This window comes from Methyloceanibacter marginalis, from assembly GCF_001723295.1.
In the GTDB taxonomy this organism is placed as follows: domain Bacteria; phylum Pseudomonadota; class Alphaproteobacteria; order Rhizobiales; family Methyloligellaceae; genus Methyloceanibacter; species Methyloceanibacter marginalis.
The window spans coordinates 1-5,410 of sequence record NZ_LPWD01000136.1; the positions used below are offsets into that span (position 1 = coordinate 1).

8 protein-coding genes and 1 pseudogene are annotated in these 5,410 nt (G+C 64.1%); 2 read left to right on the forward strand and 7 right to left on the reverse strand.

Annotated features, from left to right (window positions below; translation table 11 throughout):
* The 3 genes from AUC71_RS06015 to AUC71_RS06025 all read right to left on the reverse strand — a co-directional run.
* The coding region (locus tag AUC71_RS06015) for a sensor histidine kinase (protein ID WP_069623541.1) at window positions 1–1,200 on the reverse strand (1,200 nt) is incomplete at its 3' end.
* Window positions 1,197–1,862, reverse strand: a complete 666-nt coding sequence (locus AUC71_RS06020; RefSeq protein WP_069623542.1) for a response regulator transcription factor — start codon at window positions 1,860–1,862, stop codon at window positions 1,197–1,199. The genes AUC71_RS06015 and AUC71_RS06020, both read right to left, overlap by 4 nt.
* A complete protein-coding gene (locus AUC71_RS06025; RefSeq protein ID WP_069623543.1) occupies window positions 1,862–2,185 on the reverse strand; it encodes a PepSY domain-containing protein in 324 nt (107 codons plus the stop codon). The genes AUC71_RS06020 and AUC71_RS06025 overlap by 1 nt, the downstream gene beginning before the upstream one ends.
* A gap of 132 nt (window positions 2,186–2,317) precedes the next feature.
* Between AUC71_RS06025 and AUC71_RS06030 the strand changes: the two genes are divergently transcribed.
* Together AUC71_RS06030 and AUC71_RS06035 are read left to right on the forward strand one after the other, a co-directional pair.
* Window positions 2,318–2,596: a PepSY domain-containing protein gene (locus AUC71_RS06030; RefSeq protein WP_069623544.1), complete on the forward strand. Its 279-nt coding sequence runs from the start codon at window positions 2,318–2,320 to the stop codon at window positions 2,594–2,596.
* A 160-nt stretch (window positions 2,597–2,756) separates the two neighbouring features.
* On the forward strand, window positions 2,757–2,939 hold the full coding sequence (locus tag AUC71_RS06035) for a hypothetical protein (protein WP_069623545.1): 183 nt from the start codon (window positions 2,757–2,759) through the stop codon (window positions 2,937–2,939).
* A gap of 26 nt (window positions 2,940–2,965) precedes the next feature.
* On the opposite strand, the gene AUC71_RS06040 is transcribed toward AUC71_RS06035, so the two are convergent.
* From AUC71_RS06040 to AUC71_RS21860, 4 genes and pseudogenes are all read right to left on the reverse strand, one after another.
* Entirely contained in the window at window positions 2,966–4,300 is a 1,335-nt protein-coding gene (locus AUC71_RS06040) for a putative bifunctional diguanylate cyclase/phosphodiesterase (RefSeq protein WP_425283358.1), read from the reverse strand.
* Between the two features lie 24 nt (window positions 4,301–4,324).
* Window positions 4,325–4,752, reverse strand: a pseudogene (locus tag AUC71_RS06045) (PAS domain-containing protein); the annotation flags it as partial.
* A 96-nt stretch (window positions 4,753–4,848) separates the two neighbouring features.
* Window positions 4,849–5,184, reverse strand: coding sequence for a mechanosensitive ion channel domain-containing protein (locus AUC71_RS21855; protein WP_069623548.1), 336 nt, complete (start codon window positions 5,182–5,184; stop codon window positions 4,849–4,851).
* Window positions 5,185–5,188: 4 nt separating this feature from the next.
* Window positions 5,189–5,410: mechanosensitive ion channel domain-containing protein (locus AUC71_RS21860; protein ID WP_141701485.1), on the reverse strand; the 222-nt coding region annotated here is incomplete at its 5' end.

Consider the following 5,410-nt stretch of genomic DNA (forward strand, 5'->3'; position numbering starts at 1 on the left):
CGAGCACCTCATCCTGCTGCTCGATGGGATGCCCGGACCGTCGTCGGCGATCGCGATGCGTGCCGTGGCGCCATCGTGCGTGGCTTCGATGACGACGCGGGAGCGCGCGTGGCGAACGGCGTTCTCGGTGAGGTTGCCGAGCGCTTCGGCGAGATCCTGGGGATCGATGCGCGCCCTGACATCCGGCGAGATCTCGGCCCGCCAGGCCAGGCGCTGGCCTTCGGGCGTGCGCTTCATGACCCGGGCGACCTGCTCGGCGATCTCCGCAATGTCGGCGGAGGCGTTGGGCGAGTAGGACGCCATGCGCGCGCGAGAGAGTTGCCGCTCCGCATGCCGTTGCAGGGCCGTAACAATGGTCTCGATCTCCTCGGCGACGGCCGTCTCGCCCTTGCGCTTCAGTTGCTCGGCATCGCTCAGAAGCACCTGTAGCGGCGTCTTCAGGCCGTGGGCGAGATCGGCGGCGCGGGAACGGGCACGGTCCACCTCACGGTCCCGAGCATCGAGCAACGCGTCGATTTCGCTGGCGAGCGGCTGGACCTCGTCTGGAAAGCCGCCGCCGAGGCGCGATCGCTTGCCGCTGCCGATGGCGCCGAGTTTGCTCTGCATGGCCGACAGGGGTCTCAGTCCGACGCGCACCTGGACCCAGGCGGCGAGAATCAGCAAGGCGCTCAGAACCAGCAGAAACGGCACGAGCACCGAGGCGAAGCGGCGCACGGCCGCGGCGACCTCCGCGGCATCGACCGCGACGGCGGCGAGGGCGGTATGTCCTCCGAGGCGCGAGGGCAATCGGACATGCCGTTGCAGCAGGTAGAGGCGCGTGCCGTCGGGGCCGGGCACCCGTCCGTGACGGGCCTCATCGTCCACGGCCCCGGCGGGGAGCAGCGGGATTTCGAAGTCCCAAAGCGAGCGCGAGCGCAGGACCGGGCCGTCAGGTTCCACGACGACCTGCCAGTAGCGCCCGGACAGTGGCTGTGTGAATCGCGGATCGGCCGGCGGTTCCGCCACAGCGAGCTCACCGCCGGGCTCGATGTCGATGCCGGCGATGACCTGATCGAGATAACCGTCGAGTTCTCCGTCCACCCAGCGTTCGACATGGTCTTGAAACAAGAAGGTCAGCCCGAGAGCGGCCAGCGCGAGGGCGGTCAGAATAAAGGCGCCGGCGCCGAGCAAGAGCCGAAGCCGCAAGGACGTGAAGCTCACGTCGCTTCCTCGCCGGCGACCAGATAGCCGAAGCCGCGCCGCGTCTCGATCGCCCGCGCGCCGAGCTTCTTTCGCAAGCGCATGATCACCGCCTCCAGCGCATTGGCGTCGCGCGCATCGTCATCGCCGTAGAGATGCTCCAAAAGCTCGCTTGCCGGGACCACGCGCCCTTTGTGATGCATCAGATAGGCGATCAAGCGGTACTCGAGCGGCGAGAGCGGAATTGGAACATCGTCCAACGTCAGGTGCATTTGTTTGGTATCGAGCTGTATTCCGCCGGCCTCGAGGATAGGCGTGCCATGCCCGGTGGAACGCCGGATCAGAGCGCGCACGCGCGCGACCAACTCCTCCATGCGGAAGGGTTTGGTCAGGTAGTCGTCGGCCGGCGCAATGCCTTCCACACGCTCCGGCCACGCGCCGCGCGCCGTAAGCACCAGAACCGGCGTTTGACGTCCGGCCGCGCGCCAGCGTTTCAGGACGGTAAGCCCGTCCATCTTCGGCAGGCCGAGATCGAGAATGATGAGGTCGTAGGACTCCGTCTCGCCGCGAAACCAGGCGTCCTCACCGTCGGTGGCCCAGTCGCAAGAATAGCCCGTGCCGGAAAGCGTGCGCGAGATGTCGGCGCAGATGCGCGGCTCGTCCTCCACGATCAACACTCGCATCAGTCATCGTCCTCGATCTTGAGGATCGTCCCGCTCGGCGCGTCAACCTCCACCTCTTGAACCCTGCCGTTCCGTCCCAGGATCTTGAGCTCGTAAACATAGGTGCCGTCGTCGAATTCAAGTTCGACCTCCAGGACCTCGCCCGGCACCTTTTGGCCGACGCCATCCAGGATTGCGGCGAGCGGCAGGATACGCCCTTCCTGCACGAGGCGGCGCGCTTCTTGATGACCGATATCGTCGCCGGCCAACGCGGCGCCTGTGACGACGCAAAGCAGTGCTGCGGCAGTGAGCCAGACTCGGGCGTCGGGGAGGGGCCTGAACATAACGGACTCTTGCGCGCCAAGGGCTGACAAATGGCTGACAGGGCCGGTCAGGCCCTCGTCAGGGGGTGTTTGGCAGGTTGAAGCCCGGCACACAACGCCGCGACAAAAACAGGAAAAAACAGGAGAAGAACGATGCGAAAATTTTTCATTCCGACGCTGCTGGGCCTTTCCATGCTGGCTGCGATGCCTGCCCTGGCAGACTGGGATGGCGCTCAACGCTTGAACGTGCCCCAGGACCAGTGGCTGGCTCCCGCGGAGATCGCCGACAAGCTCTCGGCTCAAGGCTACAAAGTCGATGAGATCGAGGCCGACGATGGCGCCTACGAGGTCGAGTTGACCAAGAACGGCACCCGCATGGAGGCCCACGTCCACCCCGCGACCGGCGAGATCCTTGTCGGCTACGACGACTAGTGACGGAGCACCGGCGGCTGCGGCCGCCGGTGGCCCTATTCTCAGGGAATAATCGCCATTTTTGCCATTCAATGGCCCCTCTTGATCTGTCTCATGGCGATCGCGATGTTCATCGGAGAGCTTCGCGTTCCACCAAGCACAGCACCAAGGAGGCCGTTCCATGGATATGAACGAAATCCACGATTATGCACGGCGCTTTCTGGGAACCCATGGCCAGAAGGCGGCGGTCGAGGCCGCGCAGAAGGCGACCGAGTGCGAGAAGCATGGCGACAAGGCGGAAGCCGCGAATTGGCGCCGTATCCAGGCCGCCATCCAAGAAATGCGCGGGCCGCACGTTAGCTAGCGGGCAGTCAGTTCTTGCAGGGTGCGCTAGGCGCGTTTGACGAAGGTCTTGTTCGCGACGTCGGTACGTTTCGGCGGGAAATGCGGCCAGCGGGCAAGGCCCTCGTGCTGTGCGCCGTTCATGATCTCCATAATGCGCTGTCCCGTCATCGGGCGGCCGAACAAATAGCCCTGCGCGCTCTCGCAGCCTAGCTCAAGGAGGCGCTGGCGCTGGTCCTCCCGCTCCACACCTTCGGCCGTGACCTCCAAGCCGAAACTCTCGGCGAGATAAACGATGGCCCGGACTACGGCTTCATCTTCCTTGTCGGAGCAAAGATTCCGCACGAAGCTGCGGTCGATCTTGAGCCTGGTGAGGGGGAAGCGCTTCAAGAGACTCAGCGAGGCGAAGCCGGTGCCATAGTCGTCGAAGGCAATTCCCACGCCGAGATCGCGGAGCTGACGCAAGGGGCCGATCATCGCCTCACCCTCTTGCAGGAAGATATTCTCGGTGATCTCGAGCTCCAGCGCGTCGGGCGGGAGACCGTTTGCCTCAAGCGCCTTGGTCACCGTCTTGGCGAGCTCGTCCTGGCGGAGTTGCACGGCGAAGAGATTGACGTTAGCGCGGAAGCTCGGATTGCCAAGCGCACGGACGCGGCGGGCCAGAGTCACCGCCTCGTGTATCGTCCAATCGCCGACCGCTCGCGCGAGTCTGCCGCGCTCCAGGACGTCCAGAAAGGCGTCCGGCGCGATGAGACCATGCTGCGGGTGACGCCAACGCAGGAGCGCCTCGGCGCCGGTCACACGGTAATCTTCCAGACGGACCAGCGGTTGATAGTTCATCTCGAGCTGGCCTTGGGCCACCGCCTCGCGGAGTTCCTGGTCGCAGTTGCGCCGCGCGAGCGCGGCTTGGCGGAGCGCCGGCTGGAAGATGCAGTAGCCCATGCTGGGTTCGGATTTGGCGCGATAGAGGGCGAAGTCCGCGCTCGCAAGTAGGTCGGTGGCGCAGTCTCCGTGGCTGGGACTCATAGCGATGCCAAGACTCAGGCCCAGAAACGCATCCTGTCCCTCCGAGCCAAACGGCGCACGGAAGCTTGCGAGCAGATCGTCGCAGATCTTGGCCGCCTCGAGCGGATCGGAGAGATTAGGCAGGACAACCGCGAATTCGTCGCCGCCGAGCCGGCCGACCGTGCCGCGGGTTCCGATGCGCTCTTTCAACCGGTCCCCGGCGGCCTTGAGGACAACATCGCCAGCCGCATGGCCCTGCGTGTCGTTGACTTCCTTGAATCCGTCCAGATCGATCATCAGGACCGTCGCCCCGGAGCTTGACTGGATGGCCTTATCAAGAGTCTCACGTAAGGTGATGCGGTTCGGCAGAGCCGTCAGCGGATCGTAGTGGGCGAGCCGATAGAGGCGCTCCTCGGCCTTACGCTGCTCGCTGATGTCGCGCGTAATCTTGGCGAAGCCAGCACGTCCCCTTCGTCGTTACGAATGGTGTCGACGACGACATGGGCCCAAAATCTTGTGCCGTCGCTGCGGATGCGCCAACCTTGCCCCTCGAAGCGGTCGTCCCGCTCGGCGGTCGCCAGAATGCGCTCCGGTAAGCCGTCGGCACGGTCCTGCTCGGTGAAGAATCGGCTGAAATGATGCCCGACGATCTCGTCGGCCGCGTAACCCTTGAAGCGCTGGGCGCCGCGGTTCCAATTGGTGACGACCCCGTTCGGGTCGAGCATGTAGATGGCGTAATCGGTGATGCTCTCGACGAGAAGCCGATAGGAGTCCTCGATGGCCGAAAAGCCACCCCTCAGCAACCCGTCCTGCCGCGCGCCATCGGTCATGGACGCTCTATAGCGCCGTCAGCCTTACACCTTGGTTGATGCTGCATAAGTAATTGAACTAATTAGTGTTTATCGAGCGAAACGTAAGCGTGCGCCTCAAGCTCCCTTCTGGGTTGTGGCGCGCTTCGCCTTGGCCCGGGGCCGGGCGGGGGCTTTTTCGTCTTCTGCCGCACCCTCTTGGGCCACGCCGTCGCTTTTGATGTGCATATCCTGCTGCGGGAACGGAATTCTGATGTCCGCCTCCCGGAGCGCCGCAAGGATGGCGAAGCGGAGCTCGCTCAAGGATTTTATGCGCTCGCGTACGTCGCGCAGGAACACGCGGAGCTCGAAATCGAGCGAGAAGTCGCCGAACCCCGCGAAATAAACCACGGGCGGGGGCGACTTCAAGACGGCACGATACTCACTCGCCACGCCAAGCAGCACGGAGCGCAACTGCTCACGTCGGTGTCGTAGTCGACGCCGATGGGAATGTCGAGGCGGCAGCTCTTGTCGAGATGCATCCAGTTGACCACGGGGTCGGTGATGAGCGTGCGTTCGGAATGATCACCGATTGCCGATGAATGGTCTCGATTTCGGTGGAGCGTACGCTGATCTTCTTGACCGTCCCCTCCTGGCCGCCGACTTGGATGTAGTCGCCGATCTTGATGGGACGTTCGAC